The sequence below is a fragment of the Pseudomonas sp. VD-NE ins genome (assembly GCF_031882575.1).
GTDB classification, from domain to species: domain Bacteria; phylum Pseudomonadota; class Gammaproteobacteria; order Pseudomonadales; family Pseudomonadaceae; genus Aquipseudomonas; species Aquipseudomonas fluorescens_BZ.
The window spans coordinates 4256559-4278949 of sequence record NZ_CP134772.1; the positions used below are offsets into that span (position 1 = coordinate 4256559).

The window sequence follows — 22391 nt, forward strand, 5'->3', positions numbered from 1 at the left end:
CGCCGTGCTTCAACCTTTGTCAGCCTTGCCCGCTGCGGCGGCGAATTTCGCCAGACGCACGTCCAGGTGCCGAGGCCGCCGCCCATGATCCTCGGCGTGCTCCTTGCGGCGGATGGCATTGCGCACCATCAACGAGCCGAGGTAGCGGATCGGCTCCGGCGGGAAATAACCCAGCGGCCCGTTGACCAGCGGCGAACGCGTCCACGGGTTATCCAGCCCCTGCACCAGCGAAGCGAGAATCTGCCCGCCCATATGGCAAGGGCCGACGCCGCTGCCCGAATAGCCGAAACCGTAAAACACATTGCCGGCGCTGCTCATCTGGCCGAAGAACGGCAAGCCGGTGACCGAGCGATCAGACGGACCGTTCCAGGTGGCATCGACTTTGACATCGGCAAAGGCCGGGAAGAAGTCGGCGAGGCTGTTTTTCAGCAGGCCGGCATACGGCGATGGCTGATCGAACACCGGCAGCATGCGCCCGCCGAACGCGAAAGTGTTGCCACCCTTGCCGAGCATGATTCGGCCGTCGGGGGTGTTGTGGTAGTAGTGCACGAAAATCCGCGAATCGAGCACCGTCACGCCGCTGGTCAAACCGATTTCCTGCAACAGCTCCGGGCGCGGTTCGGTGATCAGCATGTCGCTGGAGACAATCGCCACGCTGCGTTCGAACTGCGGAAAGGCACGGGCCATCCAGGCATTCATCGCCAGCACCACGCGATCGGCGATCACCGTGCCATTCGGCGTCTGCAAGCGTGCCGGGCGTCCTTCTTCCAGCCCGGTCATTGCCGTGTTTTCGTGAATTTTCACACCCAGTTGCAACGCCACCCGACGCAAACCCCGCACCAGTTTGCCCGGCTGCACACTGGCGGCTGCCGGCGAAAACCAGCCTTCCAGATGCTTGCTCGAACCGGCCATGCGCTGCACATCGGCGAGCGGGCGCTGAGTGAACGAGTTGATGCCATTACGCTCCAGTGCGGCGATCACCGCGTCGGTCGAACCGACTTGCGCGCGGTTGGTCGCGGTGTACAGCGTGCCGTCGAGACGGTAATCGGCATCGACGCCGTACTGCTCACAGAACTCGCCGATCGCATGGATGCTGCGCTCCGATTCCTTGACCAGACGTACCGCTTCCTCGACGCCAAACAGGCGCTCGAGGGTGAAATACTTCGCCGACCACGACAGCGCACAACCACCGTTGCGCCCGCTGGCGCCGGCACCGCAGATGTCCGCTTCGATCAGCAACACGTCGAGTTCGGGGTTCTGTTGCTTGAGCATGATCGCCGTCCACAACCCGGTATAGCCGCCGCCGACAATGCACACATCAGTGCGGACTTCGCCGTGCAGCGGCGGGCAGGTTTGCGAGGTATCGGCCTGCAAGGCCTGCTCAAGCCAAAACGGTCTCATGGGGTTTCTCCAGTCAGATGGCCACGACCCAGCCTGCCGCGAGCACCGCAGCAGGCCGCGAGGCAAAGGGTTTCAGGAACGCAGGGGTTTGATCGTCAGCGGGCAATTGGGGATCGCGGCGCGCGGTTCCATCACCCCGACCGGGCGGCTGTTCCAGTGCGGAATCAGCACCAGCGCCGAGAACAGCGCACAACCGGCGAAGACGATGAACACCGTCACCGAGTCGAAGTAACCCGGCAGCAAACCGCCGAGCACTGCGCCGACCGAGCCGCAGCCGTTGACGAAACCGGCCGCCGTGGCGCCAGCCTTGGCTTTGCCGAAGTCGATCGCGGCGGCACCGCTGATCATTGAATCCGGGCCGTACAGGGTCAGGCCCATGACGAACAGCAACGCGACCACCAGCAAGACACTGCCGGTGTGCAGCGCGCCCATGAACAGCGCCAGCGTCACGGTCAGCGCCAACAGGCTCAACACGCAGGCCGGCATGCGCCGGGCACCGAACAGTTTGTCCGAGGCCAGGCCGATCAGGATCGGCCCGAGCAACCCGGCCAGTTCGAACGAGGTGGGAATGATCGCCGCGCCGACCTTGCCGACACTGGGCATTTGTTCAAAGACAATCACCGGGCCCCACAACAGAATCGCGTAACGCGCCGGTTTCAACATGAAATACGCCAGGCCCAGCACCAGCACCGTGCGGTTACGCAGGATTTCCTTCAACGGCTCCCAGACACTGAGCTTGCTGTTGGCTTCGGTTTCTGCCGCCGTCAGTTCAGGTTCCGGCTCGACCGCCGGCAAGCCGACGTCTTCCGGTTTGTTGCGCTGGAAGATAAAGAACAACACCGCGACCACGGCAACCACCACCGCGCTGGAAATGAACGCCGCGTGCCAGGTGCCCATCAAGGTATACGCCCACCAGCCGGCGAACGGCGACGCCACCAGACCACCGAACGCGTAGCAGGAACTCCATAGGCCGAGCACCCGTCCGCGCTGCTGGGAGGGGAAAAAACTGCCGAGGTTTTTGCACAATCCCGACCATCCGGTGGACTGCGCCAAACCCTGAATCAACATACAAGTGGCGAAGATCGGCAACGTGGCGTAACTGCCCATCACCAGCGCCGCTGCGGCGGAAATCAGCAAGCCGCCGAGCACCACGACCCGTGGGCCAAAGCGGTCGGCGAGCATGCCCCAGGTGAACTGGCCGATCGCGTAAGCCGCCAGATAGATCGCATCGAGGTTGGCCATGGCCATCTTGTCGAGCATGAAGGTCGGGTCTTCGGCGATGCCGAGTTTGGCCACCGAAAACGCTTTGCGGGTGAAGTAGAAAGCGGCGTACGCCAGCCAGGTAATCGCGAAAATCTGCACGCGCCAACGCGCAATGGTGCCGATGTGCTTGTTCATGGTGGTTCTGACCTCAGGGTGTGAGTGTGCCGGCAGAATCGTTAAGAAAAACGCCTGTGTTTTTATTGTTGAGCACTGCGATATCACCCCGTCCCTACGGCGATATCGGTCAGATGAGTCCTGCTGTTGCACGCACAGGCTCATGGCCAACGTGCTGCCCGAGCGGGCAGTCAGCGATGGCGTGAGCCGATCAAAGCAATTACTGTTTAATAAATAAAATCGATTTATCGTATTTCACACATAAGCTCAGCTTGTTACTGACTTAACGATCAGGTGACTTCATGTCGGTGTCTCACGCCCAACTCAAAGCCTTCCACGCCGTGGCCGTGCATGGAAGCTTCACCAAAGCCGCCGAGCGCCTTTTTCTCACGCAACCGGCGATATCCGACCAAGTGCGCAAACTCGAAGAACGTTTCGGCGTTTTGCTGTTTCACCGCAATAAACGTTCCGTACGCCTGACCGACCTGGGCGAGCGCTTGCTGGCGATCACCCAGCGCCTGTTCGTGATTGAAGCCGAAGCGCAGGAGTTGCTGCAGGAATCTCAGGCGTTGCAGACCGGCAGCCTGATTCTCGCAGTGGATGCGCCAGTGCACGTGTTGCCGCAGATCGCGCGGTTCTGTGAGCGTTATCCGGGGATCAGCGTGAAGATCGAGACCGGCAACACCGATGAATCACTGTTTCGCCTGTTCAACTACCAAGCCGACCTGGCGTTGCTCGGGCGCGATGTCAGTGATGAACGCCTGCTCTGTGTGCCGCTGCGCAATGATCCGATGGTGGCGTTCGTTTCGCGCAATCATCCGTGGGCCGAGCATGAATCGATCTGCCTGGAAGATCTGGATGACACGCCGCTGGTATTGCGTGAGCACGGTTCGGTGACGCGGCAGACGCTGGAAGAGGAAATGGCCCGGGCCGGATTTCGCATTCGCCCGGCGATTCAGGTGGAAGGCCGGGAAGCGGCGCGTGAGGCGGTGGTGGTCGGGATTGGTGTCGGCGTGGTCTCGGCGGCGGAGTTTGGTGCGGATTCGCGGGTGTGTGCGTTGCCGATAATCGACTGCACACGACGGCTGACGGAGACGCTGGTGTGTTTGCGTGAGCAAAGCAATCGACGGGTGGTGTCGACCTTCCTCGATATGGTTCGCCAAAGTCTTGTGTAAGGAATACCGGCCCCATCGCTGGCAAGCCAGCTCCCACAGGTTTCCTGGCTGTACCCAGCACCTTTGAACGACCGAGATCACTGTGGGAGCTGGCTTGCCAGCGATTGGGGCGACTCGGTGTATCAGACCGGCGCCAAGCCAAAGAACGCCTGAATCAGGCGCAACTCCCGCCGCCGCTCCATGCAACCGATCATGTGCCGATTGACCAATCCGGCCCCGGCAATCGGAATCGCCACCACGCGCGGGTCATGGCTGACCTCAACCGATGACACCACACCAACGCCCAACTCGGCCGCCACCGCCTCGGTCACTGCCTCGCGGCTGTCCAGTTCCAGCAACACCCGCGGATGAATCGACGCCTGCTCACACGCCTGATCAAACGTGCGCCGGGTGATCGAGCTCGGCTCACGCAGCACCATGATCACTTGATCCAGCTCCTTGAGTTTCACTTCTCCGGTGCGCATCGCCCACGCATGCCCTGCCGGTACCAACGCGCAAATCCGTGATTCGCTCAACGCTTGCAGATGCAGGCCTTTGCGCGGTTCGACCTCGGTCAACACTGCCACATCGGCATGTTCCGACAACAACGCCGCCAGGGTTTCCTGGGCATTGCCCAGGCGCAGATTCACCGTGATCCCCGGATATCGCGCGCGCAGGCTGGCCAACATCGGCATGACCATGTGCGGCCCGTCCGCCGCCACTTCCAGCCGCCCGGTGAGTAATTGCCGGTTGGCCTCGAGCATCGTCTGCGCCTCTTCCGCCAGGCCAAACATCGCGCGAGTGATCGCCGCCAGTTTGGTGCCCTCCTCGGTCAGTTCCACCCGTCGCGCGGTGCGCCGCAACAGGGTGATCTGGTAGTGCTCTTCCAGCGCCTTGATGTGCCCGGTAACCGCCGGCTGACTGATGAACAAGCGCGCGGCGGCGCGGGTGAAGCTGCCTTCACGGGCCACGGCATCGAAGGCGCGGAGCTGGAACAGGTTCATGAATAACTCTCGCTGATGGTTGGCATAACAACAAACAATTTGATTGATGCAACGGCGAATTGCAACGTATGCCCCGTAGCTTCATCCCACAGCGCTATCCGAGGACACACGAATGAGTATCGCCGAACCCATCCTGCTCACTCCCGGCCCGTTGACCACTTCGGCCCGCACCCGCCAGGCGATGATGGTCGACTGGGGGTCATGGGATGACCGCTTCAATCAACTGACCGCCAGCCTTTGCGAACAATTGCTGGCGATCCTCAACGGCGCCGCGACTCACCACTGCGTGCCATTACAGGGCAGCGGCACCTTCGCCGTCGAAGCGGCCATCGGCACCTTGGTGCCGCGTGACGGCAAAGTGCTGGTGCTGATCAACGGCGCCTACGGCAAGCGTCTGGCGAAAATCTGCGAAGTGCTCGGCCGCTCGTTCAGCACTTTTGAAACGGCTGAAGACGAACCGACCACCGCCGCTGACGTCGACCGTCTGTTGCGCGCTGACAACGCCATCACCCACGTTGCGCTGATTCATTGCGAAACCAGCACCGGCATTCTCAATCCGCTGGCGGAGATTGCCCAGGTCGTCGAGCAACACGGCAAACGCCTGATCATCGATGCCATGAGTTCCTTCGGCGCATTGCCGGTGGATGCGCAGAAAGTGCCGTTCGACGCACTGATCGCCGCGTCCGGCAAATGCCTGGAAGGCGTGCCGGGGATGGGCTTCGTGTTTGCTCGCAAAGAGTCATTGGCCGCTGCCGCCGGTAATTCGCATTCGTTGGCAATGGACCTGTACGACCAGCACGCCTACATGATGAAAACCGGCCAATGGCGCTTCACCCCGCCGACCCACGTGGTCGCGGCGCTGCACGAAGCGCTGCTGCAATACAACGAAGAAGGTGGCTTGCCGGCGCGGCATGCGCGTTACGCCGCCAACTGCCAGGCACTGATGGAAGAGATGGGCAAACTCGGTTTGCGCAGTTTCCTGCCGGCAGCGATTCAGGCGCCGATCATTGCCACGTTCCATGCGCCGCAAGATCCGCGCTATCAGTTCAAGGATTTCTACGAACGGGTCAAGGCCAAGGGTTACATCCTCTATCCCGGCAAATTGACTCAGGTCGAAACCTTCCGTGTCGGCTGCATCGGCCACGTCAGCCCGGACGAAATGCGCCAGGCCGTCGCGGCGGTCGGTGAAGTGCTGCGCGAAATGGAAGTCCTCGAAATCTAAGAACACCACCAATCCCTTGTGGGAGCGAGCCTGCTCGCGAAAGCGGTCGCACATACAACATAGATGTCGACTGACACGACGCCTTCGTCGGATCGCCGCCCGGAGCAGGCTCGCTCCCACATTTGAACTGCATTTCAACTCAGGAATTTGATTGCCATGAACTACGTCAATCCAAACAAGCTGCAAGCCGCGATCCTCGACTGGGCCGGCACCGTGGTCGACTTCGGCTCGTTCGCCCCGACGCAAATCTTCGTCGAAGCCTTCGCCGAGTTCGACGTGCAGGTCTCCATCGAAGAAGCGCGTGGCCCGATGGGCATGGGCAAGTGGGACCACATCCGCACCCTCTGCGATCAGCCGCAAGTGGCCGAGCGTTATCGCAAGGCATTCGGCCGCACGCCGACCGACGACGACGTCACCGCCATCTACAACCGCTTCATGCCGCTGCAGATCGAGAAGATCGCCGAGCACTCGGCGCTGATTCCCGGCGCGCTGGAGACCATCGCCAACCTGCGCCAGCAAGGGATCAAGATCGGTTCCTGCTCCGGCTACCCGAAGCAAGTGATGGACAAGGTCGTCGAACTGGCCGCTATCAACGGCTACGTCGCTGACCATGTGGTTGCCACCGACGAAGTGCCGAATGGCCGCCCGTGGCCGGCTCAGGCACTGGCCAACGTGATCGCGCTGGGCATCGACGATGTCGCGGCGTGCGTGAAGATCGATGACACCGTGCCGGGCATCCTCGAAGGCCGCCGCGCCGGGATGTGGACGGTCGCGCTGATCTGCTCGGGCAATGCGCTGGGTCTGGATTACACCGGTTTCCGCGCCCTGGGCAGCGATGAACTGGCCAGCGAACGCAAGCGCATTCACGCGCTGTTCGAGGGCTCGCGTCCACACTACATGATCGACACCATCACTGATCTGCCGGAAGTCATCGCCGACATCAACAAGCGCCTGGCAAACGGTGAGATGCCGCAATCGAGCTGAGTTCTGCCGCTTGCTGCCAACAAAAACGCCAGCGTCTGCACGACGCTGGCGTTTTTTATTGGCAAAGCCCTGATTCAGAGCATTGAAAGTCCGATCAGCCTCAGGCAAATCCGCCAAAGCGGATTACAGTTAAAGCATGCCGTCGCACAAGAACGGCCGTTTTGACCCTGATCTGTGAGGAAACACCGTATGCCGTGGACAAGTTCCGAATCCCGTTACAGCACCGTGTCGGTCCTGTTGCACTGGCTGATGCTGGTCCTGTTGGTGCTGGTGTACGCCAGCATGGAGTTGCGCGGGCTGTTTCCAAAAGGCAGCGGCGGGCGCACGCTGATCCGCGAAGTGCACTACATGCTCGGCCTGACTGTATTTGTGCTGGTGTGGTTTCGCCTGCTCGCCCGCAGCATCGGCCCGGCGCCGAAAATCTTCCCCGCCTCACCGCAATGGCAAACCGTAATGGCGCGGCTGATGCACTGGGCGTTGTACCTGTTCATGATCAGCATGCCGATCCTTGGCTGGCTGATTACCAGCGCCGAAGGGCATCAGGTGATGTTCTATGGTTTTGATCTGCCGCTGCTGGTCGCGGAGAACAAGGATTTCGCCAAGCAGGTCGAGCACTGGCATGTGCTGATTGCCACGATCGGCTACTGGCTGATCGGGCTGCATGCGCTGGCGGGGATCTATCACCACTATGTGGTAGGTGATAACACGCTGCTGCGGATGATGCCCAAGCGCGGTTGACCGTCAGGGGCTGGCGATAAAACCGCGTCGCCCCTGCAAGCCACCGGTATGAATGAAGATCAGCCGCATGCCGGTTGTGAACTTGCCTGCCTCGACCTTCTGCTTGAGCGCCAGCAATGCTTTGCCGGTGTACAGCGGCTCCAGAGGCACGCCGCTGGCCTGTTCGGTTTGTTCGATGAACTCAAGCAACGCCGGATCAACCCTGGCAAAGCCGCCACGGCTGGCGTCGATCAGCTCATAGCCGGCAGTGGCCATTCCGGCTGACTGCATAATCGACTCAACCTGCGGCGCCACGCCGTGATCTTCAGGGACAGCTAGCGCGCCATACACCGGGTGCGCACCCGCCTCGGCGAGCACCAGCCCGGCGAGTGTCGTCCCGGTCCCGCAAGCCAACCACCAAGCGTGATAGTCGCTCCAGCCCAGGGTGTGCAATTGCGCCTGCGCCTGTTCCTTGATGGCCGCGCAACCGAGCGCCCCCATTAAACCGCCGCCGCCCTCGGGCACTGCATGTAGCTGCGGATACTGCTCATGCCAAGGCGCCCAGAATCCTGGCTCATTGCGCGCGCGATATCCGCCATAACCCAACCAGTGCAACTGCATGCCGAACGCCTGCAGATCCAGCACCGTCGGTGTTTCCTGCGCATGCCCGCGCAACAGTCCCACGGTTTTGAACCCCAGCCGTTTCCCCGCTGCCGCCAACGCGTGCAGATGATTGGAATGCGCACCACCGAGGCTGATGATGCCTTCGGCCCCCACACGATCGGCGGCTTTGAGGTGTTCGACGAGTTTGAACCATTTGTTGCCGCTGATCAGCGGGTCGATCTGGTCGAGGCGCAGGATGGCGACTTCAATGCCGGCGGCCGCGAGCCAGTCCAGATGAAGGCGTTCGAGGGGGGCTTGGGGTAGCCAATCGGAGGGAGGCAAAAGCATGGGCGGCGATTCGATCTGGACAGAGCCCGCATTCTAGTCGCTCATCAGCAGCCATCGCGAGCAGGCTCACAAGGTTCGCAGTGTGCACAAATCCTGTGGGAGCGAGCCTGCTCGCGAAGGCGTCGTATCAGTCGACATGTGTATTGGCTGACACTCCGCTTTCGCGAGCAGGCTCGCTCCCACAGGTTAAGCGGCGTTTTTTATAGCTCCGCGGCCAGGCGCGAACCCTGGTTGATCGCACGCTTGGCATCCAGCTCCGCCGCGACATCGGCACCACCGATCAGGTGCACGTTCTGCCCCGCTTCAACCAAGCCATCGTGCAGTTCGCGCAACGGATCCTGCCCTGCGCAAATCACGATGTTGTCCACCGCCAGCACTTGCGGCTCGCCGGTTTCGCCGATGCGGATGTGCAGGCCTTGGTCATCGATGCTCAGGTATTCGACGCTGTTGAGCATCTGCACCTGCTTGTTCTTCAGACCGGTACGGTGAATCCAGCCAGTGGTTTTGCCCAGACCATCGCCAACCTTGGTTTTCTTGCGCTGCAACAGGAACACTTCGCGGGCCGGCGCGTGCGGTGCGGCTTTGATCCCGGCCACGCCGCCCCGAGCCTCCAGTTGCGTATCGATGCCCCACTCTTTCCAGAACGCGGCACGATCCTGACTGGTCGCTACGCCTTCGTGAACAAGGAACTCCGAGACATCGAAACCGATACCGCCGGCGCCAATCACCGCCACGCGTTTACCGACTGGTTTGCGCTCGAGGATCACGTCCAGATAGCTCAGCACCTTGGCGTTGTCGACGCCCGGAATCGCCGGTACACGCGGGGCAATGCCGGTGGCGAGAATGATTTCGTCGTAACCACCTTCAACCAGTTTCGCCACATCGACGCGGGTGTTCAGGCACACTTCGACGTTTGTGGTCTGCAACTTGCGCTTGAAGTAACGCAGGGTTTCGAAAAACTCTTCCTTGCCCGGCACGCGCTTGGCGATGTTGAACTGGCCGCCAATTTCACTGGCCGAATCGAACAACGTCACCTGATGGCCACGCTCAGCCGCCACGGTCGCCGCGGACAACCCGGCAGGGCCAGCGCCAACCACAGCGATTTTCTTGATCTGCTGCCCCGGCAGGTAGTTGAGTTCGGTTTCGTGGCAGGCACGCGGGTTAACCAGACAACTGGTGAGCTTGCCGCCGAAGGTGTGATCGAGGCAGGCCTGGTTGCAACCGATGCAGGTGTTGATTTCGTCGGCGCGACCTTCGGCAGCCTTGTTGACGAAGTCCGGGTCGGCGAGGAACGGCCGCGCCATCGAGACCATGTCGGCATCGCCCTCGGCAAGAATCTGCTCGGCGATTTCCGGGGTGTTGATGCGGTTGGTGGTGATCAACGGAATCTTCACCGAGCCACGCAACTTGGCCGTGACCTTGCTGAACGCCGCACGCGGCACTTTGGTGGCGATGGTCGGAATCCGCGCTTCGTGCCAGCCGATACCGGTGTTGATGATGGTCGCGCCGGCCTGCTCGATGGCTTTGGCCAGGGTGACGATCTCGTCCCAGGTGCTGCCGCCCTCGACCAGATCAAGCATCGACAAACGGAAAATGATGATGAAATTCGGTCCCACTGCTTCGCGTACACGGCGAACGATTTCCACCGGCAGGCGCATGCGGTTTTCGTAGCTGCCACCCCAACGGTCGGTGCGTTGGTTGGTGTGTGCGGCGAGGAACTGGTTAATGAAATAACCTTCCGAGCCCATGATCTCGACACCGTCGTACTCGGCGGTTTGCGCCAGTACCGAGCAGGTGACGAAATCGCTGATCTGCTTCTCGATGCCTTCTTCGTCCAGCTCTTTAGGCTTGAACGGGTTGATCGGGGCCTGGATCGCACTCGGCGCGACCTGCTTCGGGCTGTAGGCATAACGCCCGGCGTGGAGAATCTGCATGCAGATCTTGCCGCCCGCCTCGTGCACTGCGCGGGTGACGATGCGGTGATTTAGCGCTTCTTCTTCGGTGGTCAGCTTGGCCGCGCCAGAGTACACGCCGCCCTCGTCATTCGGGCCGATACCGCCGGTGACCATCAGACCGACACCGCCACGCGCACGTTCGGCGAAATACGCCGCCATGCGCTCGAAACCGCCCGGTTTTTCTTCAAGGCCCGTGTGCATCGAACCCATCAGGGTGCGGTTGCGCAGCGTGGTGAATCCCAGGTCCAGCGGGGCCAACAGGTGCGGGTAATGAGCGGCGGTCATCGGTAACTCCACAACGAGCAATCACGGAAAAGTTGCGGGCGCTCTGCGGCTCCCGTCAGTCATGTTCGACAGACTAAGAGTCGCATCGCTGTCACTCAATGACCGTAACTGACAACTTATTGATCCAAATGCGCAGCGCCCCTTGGCAACCCGGTCCATGGGCCCTACCCTAGTCGCCATACCCTGTACCCGGTAGTTGTTGGTTTTCATGCGCAAACTTTTGTACCTGTTCTTTTCCATGGCCCTCGTCGCCGCCCTGACCACCTACGCCATGTGGGCGGCAGACCGGCCGGCGGGGCATTACCTGTCGGACTTACGCATTAAAGTGGCAGTCGACCAAGGCACTCCCGCCGATCGCGGCAATCTGCTGGGCATCCAGCCCGAGCTGTTTCCGACTGACTATCAAAACCCCGAGCGCTTGCACCGCAAACTCGCGGCCTATCTGCAGCAAGCGCAGGATCAAGGCCTGCTGAACGACAAAACCGTCGTGGTTCTGCCGGAGAACGTCGGCACCTGGCTGCTGCTCAGCGGCGAGAAAGACGAGTTGTATCAGGCCCCGTCCCTCGCCGAGGCGATGAACTGGCTGGCGGCGAGCAACCCCTTGTTGTTCGCCCGCGCCTGGCTCAGCGCCAACGGCAGCGACCGCCTCAATGACGCCTACCTGCGGATGAAATCCAAGGCGATGGCCAAGGATTACCAGGCGTTGTTCGGTGGCCTGGCCAAAGAGTTTCACGTGACCTTGGTGGCCGGCTCGATCGTGTTACCGGAACCAAGCGTTCGCGATGGCCAACTCAAACCGGGTAGCGGTGCCCTGTTCAACAGCAGCGTGGTGTTCGGCCGCGATGGCGTGCCGCTTGGCCAGCCGCAACGGCAGATGCACCCGGTGTTCGATCAGCGCGAAGTGCTCGATAGCGCAGACAAACACGCGCTCAACGTGGTCGACACCCCAGCCGGACGCCTTGGCGTATTGATTGGCAGCGACAGTTGGTATCCGGACAACTACCGCAAACTCGACGAGCAAAACGCACAACTGGTCGCGGTACCGGCGCAGGTGTTCGGCCAGGGTGCCTGGAACCAACCGTGGCGCGGCTACAAAGGTTCAAGCACGCCGGGCTCGGTGAGCCTCAAACCCGGTGAGGTCACCGAGGGGCAGGCCTGGCATCGCCTGACACTGACCGCACAACCGCCGAGCAGTCGAGCGATTGCCGGGATCAGTGTATTCCTGCGCGGGCAGTTCTGGGACAAGGCGAGCTCCGGTCAGAGTTTCCTCAGCAGCAACGGCCAGCAGTTCGCCGATGGCGAGGCCCGTGGCGCGCGTTTGCTGAACATCTGGTTGTAAGCGATGAAGCCGCTGCCGATGCGCCTCGGGGATCTGTCGGTGGGCTTTGTGCACAGCCTCGCCGATGCCGTGCGCAGTCATGCCACCGATCCGCAGCCGCTGCTGGAGCAATATGGTCTGGACGCCGCGCGACTGGCTGAGGCCGGGGCGCGCTTGTCAATTCCGCGCTATATGCGCTTGGGCCACGCAGCAATTCAGTTGACCGGCGATTCGGCGCTGGGCTTGCGCATGGGCCAGCTCAGCCGCCTGAGTCAGGCCGGGCTGGCCGGCGTCACCGCTGCACAAGCACCGACCGTGCGTGAAGCCGCGCGCTGCCTGATCCGTTTCGAAGCGTTGTACGGTTCCAACTATCGCGGCCAGTCCAGTTTCCACGAAGACGCCAATGGCGCGTGGCTGCGTTTCTATTCGATCAGCCCGTACAACGCCTATAACCGTTTTGTCGTGGACTCGATCATCGCCGGGTGGCTGCATCAGCTCTCCAGTGTCAGCCGCGAACCGCTGCAGGCCGAACGCATCGACATTGAATTCGAAGCGCCGGATTACCGCGAGGCTTACAGCGTGCTGGGGGATTGCCCGATCCAGTTCGGTGCCGAGCGTAATCAACTGCGCCTGAGCCTGAGCAGCCTCGCACAGCGTAATCCCGAGCATTGCCCAAGTACCTGGCGGCACCTGCTGCAACTGTGTGAACGCGAACTGGAACAATTGACCCGCACCCGCAGCCTGCGCGAACGCATCACGCAATTGCTCGGGCCGTTGCTCAATGGTGGCCGGGAGCCCGACCTGGAAGAAGTGGCGGCACGCCTGAAGCTGCCGACCTGGACCTTGCGGCGCAAACTGGCCGAGGAAGGCACGCAGTTTCGCGCGATCCTCAACGACACACGCCGGGATCTGGCGATGACCTACATCCGCGACACCGAACTGGCCTTCGGCGAAATCGCCTACCTTCTGGGTTTCGCCTCAGCCGAAGCGTTCCAGCGAGCCTTCAAACGCTGGAGCGGTCAGACGCCCGGCGAATTCCGTCGCAGTCACCGTAAAACGGCTTAAAAGCAGCTGCGAGCTTCAAGCTTCAAGCTGCAAGTCAAAGCTCGGTGGCGTCTTCAGCGGGCTCGGGTTGATCCAGTTCAAAGGCCTGGTATTCGAGCAGCTCTTCTTGATATTCATCCATCGTGTAATCCCCCTGCTGCTCTCTTGAATGGGCCTGAGCAGATGCCCAGTGCCTCGAGCTTAACGTGCTCGTATGAAGGAAAAGTGAAACCCGTCCTTCATGAATAAAACGTAGCAGGCGGTCAGGAATTTATCGCGGGATTTTTGTCGGGGGAATGTAACGAAATTTAAGGCAACCCAAAAACCACTGTGGGAGCGAGCTTGCTCGCGAAGGCGTCGGCCCCTTCAGCACATAGGTGACTGAAAGTCCGTCTTCGCGAGCAGGCTCGCTCCCACAGGGGAGTGCGGTGAGGCTTGATTATTGGCCGGACGCTGGCATCGCCGGAATCGGTTCGGATGGCGGCGGAATATCCGGATTGGCCGGTGGCGTGATCGTTTCGGTCGCCGGTGCCGGTGCCGGTTCTGCGCTCGGCGTCGGAGTGATCGGCGCTGCCTCTGCCGGTGGCGTAACCGGCTCGGACGTCACTGGCGCGGTCTCGGCAGGTGCCGGCGCTGGCGTCGCAGCAGGCTCAGCTGCCGGCGTCGGAGTCGGTGTTGGCGCCAGCGCTGCCGGAGCCGCCTTCGCTTCTGGCACACCCAGGTCAGCCTTAGGCTTCTCTTCGATATGCGCAGCCTTCTTCGCATCCGCCGGCAGGAACTGCTCGACCAGCGTAAAGAAACGCTCGTAGAACTTTTGCGCCGTCACCGTCTCGCTGGCGACCTTGACCATCGAATCGTCGGATGAACCGATCGGCATCGACACCGAACCCAACACACCCACACCCAGGCTGGCCGAGTTGTTGGTTTTCTTCAGCGCGTAGCGATCCTGCAAGGCGTTGGCGAACATCGTCGCATGGTGCCCGGCACTGCCGTCATCGGCGCAGACCACGTTGAAGCTGATCTCCATGTGGGTGTCGCCGGTTTGCTGGAAACTCTTGTGGCCACTGACCAGTTTCGGGTCACTGCTGGTGATGATGTAACCCTGACTGAGCAACGCACGCCGGGCCGCTTCACAACTGACCGAATCGGTCACCGGGTAATTACGCGAAAACGTGCCGGAGTCATCGAAGTTCTCATGCTCATACATCGGCTTGTCTTTCGAACAGCCGGCAACAGCGGTCAACAACAGCGCCAACCCGACAACACGCATGGGAGTGGAAATCAACATTGAACATCCTGAGAGAAAACAGTCCGGGGCGTATTGTGCAACAGATCACGACCCCGCGGCGCATGGATTAGTGTCTTAAAGCAGTTACAACTCTATCGACCGTCAGTTGCGGGAAAAAGTCGCAACGCCAAGTGATCAATGAACACGCGCAATTTTGCCGTGGCGTGGCGACTGGATGGCCATAGGACCCAGAACTGCCCGGTGTGTTCAAGATGCGCATCGAGCACACGACGCAAGCGCCCTTGTGCCTCAGCCTCGCGGGTCATGAAGTCCGGCAGACAGGCAATGCCCATACCGGCCAGCGCCGCGTGGCTTACCGCCTCAATCGACGTACTGACCAACCGCGTCGGTAACGTCGGCTCTGCGGCACCCTCCGCGCGAATCAGCGGCCAGGTTTCCAGTTTGCCGGTGGCATGAAACGTATGCCGAAGGCACGCGTGCGCTGCCAGATCGCCCGGCGTTTGTGGCACACCGCGTTGCGCCAGATACGTCGGGCTGGCCACCAGCACCATGTGAAACTCGCCCAACGGTCGCGCCATCAGTCGCGAATCCCGCGGTTTGCCGGTGCGGATCACGGCATCGAAGCCTTCTTCAACCACATCGACCATGCGATCGGTCAAATCCAGATCCAGTTCAATCTGCGGGTACAACGCCATGAACTCGTTCATCACCGGCATCACCAGGCCATGTACCTGCGGCAGGCTGATACGCAACCTGCCATGGGGTTTGGCTGCGGCATCACACAGTTCGAACTCCGCCGCCTCGACTTCCGCGAGGATCTTGCGACAGCGTTCAAGAAACAACGCACCTTCACTGGTCAGCGTGACACTGCGGGTGGTGCGTTGAAACAGCCGCACGCCCAGTCGCGCTTCCAGCCGCGCAATACTTTTGCCCACCCCCGAAGATGACACCCCTTGCAGCCGCCCCGCCTCGGTGAAACTGCGCGTCTCGGCAACCTGAACAAACACCGAAATACTGCCCAGGCTATCCATACCAACCTCCCATTGCTGACATCCATGTCCGATATGTTCGGAACCTTAACCCGTTTTTCGCCGATGTGCAGCGCCCTACCCTGTGCTTCTCGTCAACTCTGCACATGGATGCCGGCTCATGAACGATGCACAACTCGATTGCCCTTTACTTGAACAACCTGCCGAACGCCGCGAGCGATTACCCCTTGCTGCGCTGCTGGCACTGGCTACCGCCGGATTCATTACGGTCATGACCGAAGCCATGCCCGCCGGTCTGTTGCCGCAGATGAGCAGCGGCCTGAATGTCTCCCAGGCGCTCATCGGGCAATTGGTCACGCTGTACGCAATCGGCTCGATACTGGCAGCGATTCCACTGACGATCGCCACCCGCGGCTGGCGGCGCAGACCGCTGCTGCTGTCCGCCATCGGCGGCTTTGCCATCGCCAACAGCATTACCGCGCTGTCAGAGCTGTACTGGCTGACTTTGATTGCACGTTTTATTGCCGGCGTATTTGCCGGTTTACTCTGGGCACTGCTGGCTGGATACGCGAGCCGTATGGTCGCCCCGCACTTGCAAGGCCGCGCCATCACCGTGGCCATGCTCGGCGCACCGCTTGCGCTGTCGCTGGGAATACCCGCCGGCACCCTGCTCGGCACCCTGGTCGGTTGGCGCCTGAGCTTTGCCATCATGACCGCGCTGACCGTTGTGCTGGTGATCTGGGTACGCTGGCAAGTACCGGACTTCGCCGGAGAACGCGTAGGAAAGCGCATGCCGCTGCGTCAGGTGTTTACCTTGCCGGGCGTGCGATCGGTATTGTTTGTCACCCTCACCTACGTCGTCGCACACAACTTGCTGTACACCTACATCGCGCCCTTCCTCCTGCCGTCCGGGCTTGCTGCAAATGTCGATCGCGTGTTGCTGGTCTTCGGCCTCGCCTCGGTGCTGAGCCTGTGGATCGTCGGCAGTCTGATTGATCGTTGGTTGCGCGAACTGGTGGTGATCAGTGCCGGGTTGTTCATGGTGTCCGCGATAGCGCTGGGCCTGTGCCGCGATTCGCCGAGCGTGGTGTACATCGCCACCGCTGTGTGGGGACTGGCGTTTGGTGCAATGCCGTCGCTGCTGCAAACCGCCTCGGCGAAAACTGCGAAAGAGGCCGCCGATACCGCGCAATCGATGCTGGTTACGCTTTGGAATGTCGGGATTGCTGGAGGGGGGTTGGTGGGTGGTTTGTTGCTGGGCAATCCCGGGGTTGGGGCGTTTCCGTGGATTGTTGCAGGATTGTTGGTGTTGACCCTGTCAGTAACTATCAAAGCTCGGGAACATGGTTTTCCAAGAGCCGAATGAGACCGAATGCGCTGTTGAGGCGAAGCCATACGGCTGGAAAACGGTCGGCTGGAAGGCCGTCTTCGCGAGCAGGCTCGCTCCCACAGTCAATTTGTGTACCGCCCACGCGGCAAAGCCGCCCACTCAACAGGATGAGCGTTAGCTCGGCTGCAGCTCTTGATCTTGATCTGAAGGCCCGTCGGGATATTCATAAAAAACACCCGCAGCATGGTCGGCCCAAAGGCCGCCAGGACCCGCCACCCAGCGCCCAAAAAAAACCCCGACCTATTCAGGCCGGGGCTCTCACATCACATCTCAGTCAATCATCAAAACCGCTTGATCTCAGCCTGAGCTTCCAACTGCTTGCGATACGCCGCAAAGTCCTGCTGCCCCTCACGCGAAGCAAGGAAACGACGGTACTGAACCTTCTCTTCATCCGTCGGCGCAGCCGCTTCGTTAACGCCATTCAGACGCACGATCATCAGACTGCCATCCGGCAACGTCACGCTGGTGAACGTCGGCTTGTCCTTCGCAGCCGGCTTCGGCATACGGAACAAAGCTTGCAGCACCGCCGGATCAACACCTTCCTGACCACGGGTGGCCGCTTCGGTAGCTTTCCAGTTCTGACCTTCAACCGCTTTGTCCAGCGGAGCCTTGCCATCGCGCAGATCAGCAATCAGCTTCTCGGCCTTGGTCTTGGCAGCCGCGCTGGCGTGCTCTTTGGTCAACTGAGTGCGGATAGCCGCATTCACGCTTTCCAGCGGCAGTTGCGCAGGCTTCAGGTGCTCCTTGGAACGCAGCACGATCACGGTTTCCGGATCCAGCTCGATGGCGGTGCTATTGGCACCTTCGTCGATCACTTCGGTGCTGAACGCTGCGGTGACCACAGCACGGTTCGCCGCAACACCTTCGCCACCTTCACGGCCGAATGGCTTGGAGGTGTGCACGGTCAGCTTCAGATCCGCCGCTGGCTGAGCCAGGTCAGACGCTTCGAACGCGGAGTCTTCCAGTTGCTTGGTCGCCTCGACAAAACGCTGCTCGACTTGCGCGGCTTTCAGCTCGCGGGTCAGCTTGTCTTTCAGGCTGGCCAGGGTCGGCACTTCAGGCGCTTCCACCCCCAACAGCTTGATCAAGTGGTAACCGAAGTCGGTACGAATCGGCTCGGACACCTGGTCTTTCGACAGCGAGTACAAAGCTTTTTCGAACGCCGGGTCGTAAACACCAGGCCCTGCATAACCGAGGTCACCGCCGTTATTGGCCGAACCCGGATCCTGCGAGAACTCCTTGGCCAGTGCTTCGAATTTCTCGCCCTTGGCCAGACGCGCCTGGACGTCTTCAATCTTCGCCTTGGCCTGAGCTTCGGTGGTCTTGTCGTTCACTTCGATCAGAATATGCGCGGCACGACGCTGTTCCGACAGGTTGGCGATCTCTTTCTGATACGCCGCCTGCAGGTCTTCGTCTTTCACGGCAACCTGATCGAAGAACGAAGACTTCTTCAGCTCAACGTAATCGATGATCACTTGGTCCGGAGTCATGAACTCCTTGGCGTGTTCGTCGTAGTAAGCCTTGACTTCGTCGTCGGTCAATTTGACCGCCGCCGGGTCAGCCTTGACGTTCAGGGTCGCGAAATCGCGGGTCTGTTTTTCCAGACGGGCGAATGCCAGCACTTCAGCGTCGGTGACGAAACCGCTGCCTGCCACACCGGCGCGCAGTTGGCCGATCAGCATTTCCTGAGCCAGCATCTGGCGGAACTGCATACGGCTGTAACCCAGTTGACGGATCACCTGGTCGAAACGCTCGGAGCTGAACTTGCCGTCCACCTGGAATTCAGGTGTCTGCAGGATCACTTGGTCCAGTGCGCCTTCGGAGAAAGCGAATTTCGCTTGTTCGGCGCCTTGCAGCAGCAGCTTGCGATCGATCAGACCCTTGAGGGCCGATTCGCGCAGCATTTTTTCGTCGAGCAAGGAAGCATCGAAGTCCTTGCCCAGCTGTTGCATCAGCTGGCGGCGTTGCATATCAACGGCCTGGCTCAGCTCGTTCTGGCTGATTTCATCACCGTTGACCTTGGCCGCCTCATTCTTGTGAGTCGTGGCCTGGAAAATGGCGTCGAAACCGGTCAGAGCCATCAGTGCAACGATGACCCCGATAATGGTCTTGGCAATCCAGCCTTGTGAATTGTCCCTGATATTCTGCAGCATGCGTCCCCCAGAAACGGTTGAACTTCAAAATTAGGCAACCGTGGAGCGTGGGTAGAATCCGGATAGAAGAAAGGCGCATCCGAGGATGCGCCTTCTCGTAACTGGCGGAGCGGACAGGGCTCGAACCCTCGATCCCGGCGTTACAGGCAACTGTTTCAGCTACCTGCTCTACCGCTCCGCTGCCAAGTCAGGCATGACCCCGACCCGGATGGGTAAAAACCTGAAAACTTAGTTAACAGCTTCTTTCAGTGCTTTACCGGCTTTGAAACCTGGCTTCTTGGCAGCCGGGATTTCCAGAGTCTTGCCGGTTTGAGGGTTACGACCGGTACGAGCCGGACGGTCCGTCACGGAGAAAGTACCGAAACCAACCAGAACAACGGAGTCGCCAGCCTTCAGAGCGCCAGTGACGGATTCGATTACAGCGTCCAGCGCACGGCCAGCAGCAGCTTTCGGGATATCAGCGGATGCAGCGATAGCATCAATCAGTTCCGACTTGTTCACTCTAAGTCCCCTTATATCTATTTTGAGATGATTCTAAGTTTTTTGGTGAAAGCAAAAACGAGTGCTGAATGGCCTACAGACACTTAAGAGCCGCTTTATAACAAGGGCTCTAAAAAACTGTCAAGGAAGCCCCTCAGGCAAAAGCGTATTAATGCGTGCTAATTCTTTCCTTAGAGTCAGACTCACGTTTTTCGTCCTTGGCAACTATCTCCGGAGCCACATCCGGCAAGGGCTCCGGCGCGTATTGCAGCGCAATTTGCAGGACCTCGTCAATCCATTTAACCGGTTTAATCTGCAGATCCTGCTTGATATTGTCAGGAATCTCCTTCAGATCACGCACGTTCTCTTCCGGAATAATCACGATCTTGATTCCGCCGCGGTGAGCCGCCAGCAGTTTTTCCTTCAGACCGCCAATCGCCAGCACCTGACCGCGCAAAGTAATTTCACCGGTCATGGCGACATCGGCGCGCACCGGAATCCCGGTCAATGCCGACACCAGCGCCGTACACATGCCTACGCCAGCGCTAGGGCCGTCTTTCGGCGTCGCCCCTTCCGGCATGTGGATGTGCGTGTCACGCTTCTCATGGAAGTCCAGAGGAATGCCCAGACTCTTGGCGCGGCTGCGCACTACAGTCAGCGCGGCAGTGATCGATTCGACCATCACGTCGCCCAGCGAACCGGTCTTGATCAGCTGACCTTTACCCGGCACAACTGCGGCTTCGATAGTCAGCAATTCGCCGCCCACCTGAGTCCAGGCAAGGCCGGTGACCTGACCAATCTGATCCTGTTGCTCAGCCAGACCGTAGCGGAATTTGCGCACACCGAGGAAGTGCTCAAGCAGATCAGCTGTCACTTTCACCGAGAAGCGTTTTTCCAGCGCGTGCTCTTTAACGGCCTTGCGGCAGACCTTGGCGATCTGACGTTCGAGGCCACGCACACCGGCTTCACGAGTGTAGTAACGGATGATGTCGCGGATCGCTTCCGCGTCGAATTCCAGCTCGCCTTTCTTCAGACCATTGGCGGCGATCTGCTTTGGCGAGAGGTATTTGACGGCGATGTTGATCTTCTCGTCTTCGGTGTAGCCAGGCAGACGGATCACTTCCATCCGGTCGAGCAGCGCCGGCGGAATGTTCATCGAGTTAGAGGTGCACAGGAACATCACATCCGAGAGGTCGTAATCGACTTCCAGATAATGGTCGTTGAAGTTGTGGTTCTGCTCTGGATCGAGCACTTCCAGCAGCGCCGACGCCGGATCGCCACGCATGTCGCTGCCCATTTTGTCGATTTCATCGAGCAGGAACAGCGGGTTGCGGACGCCCACCTTTGTCATCTTTTGAATCAATCTTCCCGGCATCGAACCGATGTATGTCCGACGGTGACCGCGAATTTCCGCTTCATCGCGCACGCCACCCAAGGCCATACGTACGAATTTGCGGTTGGTGGCGTGGGCAATCGACTCTGCCAGCGAGGTTTTACCCACGCCCGGAGGACCGACCAGGCACAACACCGGGCCACGGATTTTCTTCACGCGTTTTTGCACGGCGAGGTATTCAAGGATACGTTCCTTGACCTCTTCGAGACCGTAGTGATCGGCATCGAGAATGTCTTCTGCGCGCGCCAGGTCCAGGCGAACCTTGCTTTGTGCCTTCCACGGCACTTGCACCAGCCAGTCGATGTACGAGCGCACCACGGTGGCCTCAGCGGACATCGGCGACATTTGCTTGAGCTTGTTCAGCTCGGCAGTGGCTTTGGCCAACGCGTCTTTCGGCAGACCGGCAGCGTCGATACGCTTTTTCAGGTCTTCGATTTCGTTGTGGCCTTCGTCGCTGTCACCGAGCTCTTTCTGAATGGCCTTCATCTGCTCATTCAGGTAGTACTCGCGCTGACTGCGCTCCATTTGCTTTTTGACGCGACCACGAATGCGTTTTTCGACTTGCAGCAGATCGATCTCGGCATCCAGCAACGCCAGAACGTGCTCGACCCGGGCCGACAAATCGATAATTTCGAGGATTTCCTGCTTCTGCTCGATTTTCAGCGCCATGTGCGCCGCCATGGTGTCGACCAGACGACCCGGCTCATCGATGCTGTTGAGCGACGACAGGACTTCAGCCGGGACTTTCTTGCCCAACTGAACATATTGTTCGAACTGCGACAGCAAGGTGCGCACGAACACTTCGGATTCGCGCTCGGCGGCGTCGACTTCTTCGATCAACGAGACTTCGGCACGGCAGTGGCCGTCGACTTCGCTGAAGCGTTCGACGGCGCCACGCTGCTCACCCTCAACCAGAACCTTTACGGTGCCGTCAGGCAGCTTCAGAAGCTGTAGAACAGTGGCGATGGTACCTACGCGATAGAGAGCGTCTTCACCGGGATCGTCGTCAGCCGGGTTTCTCTGGGCCAGCAGCAGGATCTGCTTATCGCCCGTCATCGCGGCCTCGAGGGCTTCGATGGATTTCTCGCGCCCCACGAACAGCGGGATAACCATGTGCGGATAAACCACGACATCACGCAATGGCAGGAGAGGCAATTCGATGGTTGTCTTCATGATTTCGCCTCTACGGCGGCCATATGGCCGTAATCAGATGGAATTGAGCTTGAAACCAAGATGGGGGCTGCCTTGAAAAAAAACAAGCGCAAAGCGGATGTAAAAAACGACATAAAAAAAAAGAGGCCCGAAGGCCCCTTCTTTATTCCAGC

At 60.1% G+C, this 22391-nt stretch carries 17 protein-coding genes; 7 read left to right on the forward strand and 10 right to left on the reverse strand.

Features of this window, described 5'->3' with window-relative positions:
- Positions 1 to 9 precede the first annotated feature (9 nt).
- Positions 10 to 1401 carry an FAD-dependent oxidoreductase gene (locus tag RMV17_RS18885; protein ID WP_311881660.1) on the reverse strand — a complete coding sequence of 464 codons (1392 nt, stop codon included), beginning with the start codon at positions 1399 to 1401 and terminating at the stop codon, positions 10 to 12.
- Positions 1402 to 1473: 72 nt separating this feature from the next.
- Positions 1474 to 2799: an MFS transporter gene (locus RMV17_RS18890; RefSeq protein WP_311881661.1), complete on the reverse strand. Its 1326-nt coding sequence runs from the start codon at positions 2797 to 2799 to the stop codon at positions 1474 to 1476.
- A gap of 281 nt (positions 2800 to 3080) precedes the next feature.
- On the opposite strand from RMV17_RS18890, the gene RMV17_RS18895 reads away from it, so the two are divergent.
- Positions 3081 to 3953, forward strand: a complete 873-nt coding sequence (locus RMV17_RS18895) for a LysR family transcriptional regulator (protein WP_311881662.1) — start codon at positions 3081 to 3083, stop codon at positions 3951 to 3953.
- Between the two features lie 122 nt (positions 3954 to 4075).
- Here RMV17_RS18895 and RMV17_RS18900 read toward each other — a convergent pair whose 3' ends face one another.
- Complete coding sequence (locus RMV17_RS18900) at positions 4076 to 4936, reverse strand: LysR substrate-binding domain-containing protein (protein ID WP_311881663.1); 861 nt, start codon at positions 4934 to 4936, stop codon at positions 4076 to 4078.
- Positions 4937 to 5048: 112 nt separating this feature from the next.
- On the opposite strand from RMV17_RS18900, the gene RMV17_RS18905 reads away from it, so the two are divergent.
- The 3 genes from RMV17_RS18905 (at position 5049) to RMV17_RS18915 (ending at position 7880) form a co-directional block, all read left to right on the forward strand.
- The gene (locus tag RMV17_RS18905) at positions 5049 to 6158 is read left to right on the forward strand and encodes a 2-aminoethylphosphonate--pyruvate transaminase (protein WP_311881664.1); all 1110 of its coding nucleotides are present in this window, start codon (positions 5049 to 5051) and stop codon (positions 6156 to 6158) included.
- Positions 6159 to 6314: 156 nt separating this feature from the next.
- Positions 6315 to 7142 (forward strand): phosphonoacetaldehyde hydrolase, encoded by an 828-nt coding sequence (gene phnX / locus RMV17_RS18910; RefSeq protein ID WP_311881665.1) that lies wholly within the window; start codon positions 6315 to 6317, stop codon positions 7140 to 7142.
- A 189-nt stretch (positions 7143 to 7331) separates the two neighbouring features.
- Entirely contained in the window at positions 7332 to 7880 is a 549-nt protein-coding gene (locus tag RMV17_RS18915; RefSeq protein ID WP_311881666.1) for a cytochrome b, read from the forward strand.
- A gap of 3 nt (positions 7881 to 7883) precedes the next feature.
- Here the strand turns inward: RMV17_RS18915 and RMV17_RS18920 are convergent, their stop codons facing one another.
- Entirely contained in the window at positions 7884 to 8810 is a 927-nt protein-coding gene (locus RMV17_RS18920) for a pyridoxal-phosphate dependent enzyme (RefSeq protein WP_311881667.1), read from the reverse strand.
- Positions 8811 to 9010: 200 nt separating this feature from the next.
- Positions 9011 to 11050, reverse strand: coding sequence for an NADPH-dependent 2,4-dienoyl-CoA reductase (locus RMV17_RS18930; protein WP_311881668.1), 2040 nt, complete (start codon positions 11048 to 11050; stop codon positions 9011 to 9013).
- A 208-nt stretch (positions 11051 to 11258) separates the two neighbouring features.
- On the opposite strand from RMV17_RS18930, the gene RMV17_RS18935 reads away from it, so the two are divergent.
- Together RMV17_RS18935 and RMV17_RS18940 are read left to right on the forward strand one after the other, a co-directional pair.
- On the forward strand, positions 11259 to 12389 hold the full coding sequence (locus RMV17_RS18935; protein ID WP_311881669.1) for a carbon-nitrogen hydrolase family protein: 1131 nt from the start codon (positions 11259 to 11261) through the stop codon (positions 12387 to 12389).
- Positions 12390 to 12392: 3 nt separating this feature from the next.
- Complete coding sequence (locus RMV17_RS18940; RefSeq protein ID WP_034154685.1) at positions 12393 to 13433, forward strand: AraC family transcriptional regulator; 1041 nt, start codon at positions 12393 to 12395, stop codon at positions 13431 to 13433.
- A 418-nt stretch (positions 13434 to 13851) separates the two neighbouring features.
- On the opposite strand, the gene RMV17_RS18945 is transcribed toward RMV17_RS18940, so the two are convergent.
- Both RMV17_RS18945 and RMV17_RS18950 read right to left on the reverse strand, forming a co-directional pair.
- Positions 13852 to 14700 carry a DUF2242 domain-containing protein gene (locus RMV17_RS18945; RefSeq protein WP_311881670.1) on the reverse strand — a complete coding sequence of 283 codons (849 nt, stop codon included), beginning with the start codon at positions 14698 to 14700 and terminating at the stop codon, positions 13852 to 13854.
- Between the two features lie 92 nt (positions 14701 to 14792).
- Entirely contained in the window at positions 14793 to 15692 is a 900-nt protein-coding gene (locus RMV17_RS18950) for a LysR family transcriptional regulator (RefSeq protein WP_311881671.1), read from the reverse strand.
- Between the two features lie 118 nt (positions 15693 to 15810).
- Here RMV17_RS18950 and RMV17_RS18955 point away from each other — a divergent pair, with 118 nt between their 5' ends.
- Positions 15811 to 17016 carry an MFS transporter gene (locus tag RMV17_RS18955; protein WP_311881672.1) on the forward strand — a complete coding sequence of 402 codons (1206 nt, stop codon included), beginning with the start codon at positions 15811 to 15813 and terminating at the stop codon, positions 17014 to 17016.
- Between the two features lie 305 nt (positions 17017 to 17321).
- Here RMV17_RS18955 and RMV17_RS18960 read toward each other — a convergent pair whose 3' ends face one another.
- The 3 genes from RMV17_RS18960 to lon form a co-directional block, all read right to left on the reverse strand.
- Positions 17322 to 19193 (reverse strand): SurA N-terminal domain-containing protein, encoded by a 1872-nt coding sequence (locus RMV17_RS18960; protein WP_034154681.1) that lies wholly within the window; start codon positions 19191 to 19193, stop codon positions 17322 to 17324.
- 228 nt (positions 19194 to 19421) lie between these two features.
- The gene (locus RMV17_RS18965) at positions 19422 to 19694 is read right to left on the reverse strand and encodes an HU family DNA-binding protein (RefSeq protein ID WP_003183171.1); all 273 of its coding nucleotides are present in this window, start codon (positions 19692 to 19694) and stop codon (positions 19422 to 19424) included.
- A gap of 148 nt (positions 19695 to 19842) precedes the next feature.
- Entirely contained in the window at positions 19843 to 22239 is a 2397-nt protein-coding gene (gene lon / locus RMV17_RS18970) for an endopeptidase La (RefSeq protein ID WP_311881673.1), read from the reverse strand.
- Positions 22240 to 22391 lie beyond the last annotated feature (152 nt).

What these genes read in the sequence shown, in the direction of transcription:
- RMV17_RS18945 (WP_311881670.1), bottom strand. Translation starts at nt 14,700, where the DNA reads ATGTTGATTTCCACTCCCATGCGTGTTGTCGGGTTGGCGCTGTTGTTG.
- RMV17_RS18955 (WP_311881672.1), top strand. Translation starts at nt 15,811, where the DNA reads ATGAACGATGCACAACTCGATTGCCCTTTACTTGAACAACCTGCCGAA.
- RMV17_RS18900 (WP_311881663.1), bottom strand. Translation starts at nt 4,936, where the DNA reads ATGAACCTGTTCCAGCTCCGCGCCTTCGATGCCGTGGCCCGTGAAGGC.
- RMV17_RS18890 (WP_311881661.1), bottom strand. Translation starts at nt 2,799, where the DNA reads ATGAACAAGCACATCGGCACCATTGCGCGTTGGCGCGTGCAGATTTTC.
- RMV17_RS18895 (WP_311881662.1), top strand. Translation starts at nt 3,081, where the DNA reads ATGTCGGTGTCTCACGCCCAACTCAAAGCCTTCCACGCCGTGGCCGTG.
- RMV17_RS18915 (WP_311881666.1), top strand. Translation starts at nt 7,332, where the DNA reads ATGCCGTGGACAAGTTCCGAATCCCGTTACAGCACCGTGTCGGTCCTG.
- lon (WP_311881673.1), bottom strand. Translation starts at nt 22,239, where the DNA reads ATGAAGACAACCATCGAATTGCCTCTCCTGCCATTGCGTGATGTCGTG.
- RMV17_RS18920 (WP_311881667.1), bottom strand. Translation starts at nt 8,810, where the DNA reads ATGCTTTTGCCTCCCTCCGATTGGCTACCCCAAGCCCCCCTCGAACGC.
- phnX (WP_311881665.1), top strand. Translation starts at nt 6,315, where the DNA reads ATGAACTACGTCAATCCAAACAAGCTGCAAGCCGCGATCCTCGACTGG.
- RMV17_RS18930 (WP_311881668.1), bottom strand. Translation starts at nt 11,050, where the DNA reads ATGACCGCCGCTCATTACCCGCACCTGTTGGCCCCGCTGGACCTGGGA.
- RMV17_RS18940 (WP_034154685.1), top strand. Translation starts at nt 12,393, where the DNA reads ATGAAGCCGCTGCCGATGCGCCTCGGGGATCTGTCGGTGGGCTTTGTG.
- RMV17_RS18960 (WP_034154681.1), bottom strand. Translation starts at nt 19,193, where the DNA reads ATGCTGCAGAATATCAGGGACAATTCACAAGGCTGGATTGCCAAGACC.
- RMV17_RS18905 (WP_311881664.1), top strand. Translation starts at nt 5,049, where the DNA reads ATGAGTATCGCCGAACCCATCCTGCTCACTCCCGGCCCGTTGACCACT.
- RMV17_RS18950 (WP_311881671.1), bottom strand. Translation starts at nt 15,692, where the DNA reads ATGGATAGCCTGGGCAGTATTTCGGTGTTTGTTCAGGTTGCCGAGACG.
- RMV17_RS18885 (WP_311881660.1), bottom strand. Translation starts at nt 1,401, where the DNA reads ATGAGACCGTTTTGGCTTGAGCAGGCCTTGCAGGCCGATACCTCGCAA.
- RMV17_RS18935 (WP_311881669.1), top strand. Translation starts at nt 11,259, where the DNA reads ATGCGCAAACTTTTGTACCTGTTCTTTTCCATGGCCCTCGTCGCCGCC.